The sequence below is a fragment of the Rhizobacter sp. P2_H3 genome (assembly GCF_056403355.1).
Genome location: NZ_JBFUFQ010000503.1, coordinates 1 through 1071, shown reverse-complemented (window position 1 = coordinate 1071; position 1071 = coordinate 1). Strand labels below are relative to the sequence as shown.

Genomic DNA, 1071 nt, shown 5'->3' with positions numbered 1-1071 from the left:
GGCGGGAACGCACCGGCCGGGCCCGAGGCGCCCTGCGCGCCCGACGCGGCGCGGTCGGCCGAGAGCGTCACGCGCGCGCCGTCCTTCAGCCGGTCGGCGCCTTCGGTGATGACCCGCTCGCCGGCCTCGAGCCCGGCGGTGATCGAGACCTTGTCGACCGTCGCCTGGCCGCGCGTGACGGTGCGCTGCTGCACGGTGCGGTCGGGCTGCAGCACGTAGACGTAGTCGCCGTCGCGGCCGTTGCGCAGCGCGGTGATCGGCACCACGACGGCGCCCTTCACGGTGTCGAGCAGCAGGCGCACGTTGACGAACTGGTTCGGGAACAGCGCGCCGCCCTGGTTCGGGAAGCGGGCCTTGGCCTTCACGGTGCCGGTGGTGGTGTCGACGAGGTTGTCGAAGGTGGAGAAGGTGCCGCTCTCGAGCTTGCTGGTGCGGGTGCGGTCGTAGGCGGCGACCGGCAGCTGGGCGCCGCTGGCGACGCGGGCCTGGATGGCGGGCAGGCGATCCTGCGGGATCGAGAACGCGATGTCGATCGGTTCGGTCTGCGTGATCACCGCGATGCCGGTGGTGTCGCCCGACGACACCAGGTTGCCCTCGTCGACGGTGCGCAGCCCGATGCGCCCGCCGACCGGCGCGGTGATGCGGGTGTAGGCGAGGTTCAGGCGGGCGGTGCCTTCGGAGGCCTTGTCGGTCATCAAGGTGCCATCGAGCTGCTTGACGAGCGCGGCCTGGGTGTCGACATCCTGGCGGGCGATCGAGTCCTGCGACAGCAGCGTCTGGTAGCGCGTCAGCGTGACGCGGGCGGCATCGAGCTGGGCCTCGTCGCGCAGGCGCTGGCCGCTCGCCTGCAGCAGCGCCATCTCGTACGGGCGGGCGTCGATGGTGGCGAGCAGCTCGCCCTTCTTCACCAGCTGGCCTTCCTTGAACAGCACGCGGGTCAACGTCCCCGAGACCTGCGCGCGCACGGTGACGGTGGCGGCGGGGGTGACGGTGCCGAGCGCCTCGATCAGCACCGGCAGCTCGGCCTGCGCGGCGGTGGCGACGCCGACGGTGGTGGCGCCGGCGCCGCGG

General features: G+C 72.8%; 1 protein-coding gene. It reads right to left on the bottom strand.

All coding sequences use genetic code 11. From position 1 onward, the window contains the following. The coding region (locus AC1D1T_RS32655) for an efflux RND transporter periplasmic adaptor subunit (protein WP_477993510.1) at positions 1-1071 on the bottom strand (1071 nt) is incomplete at both ends.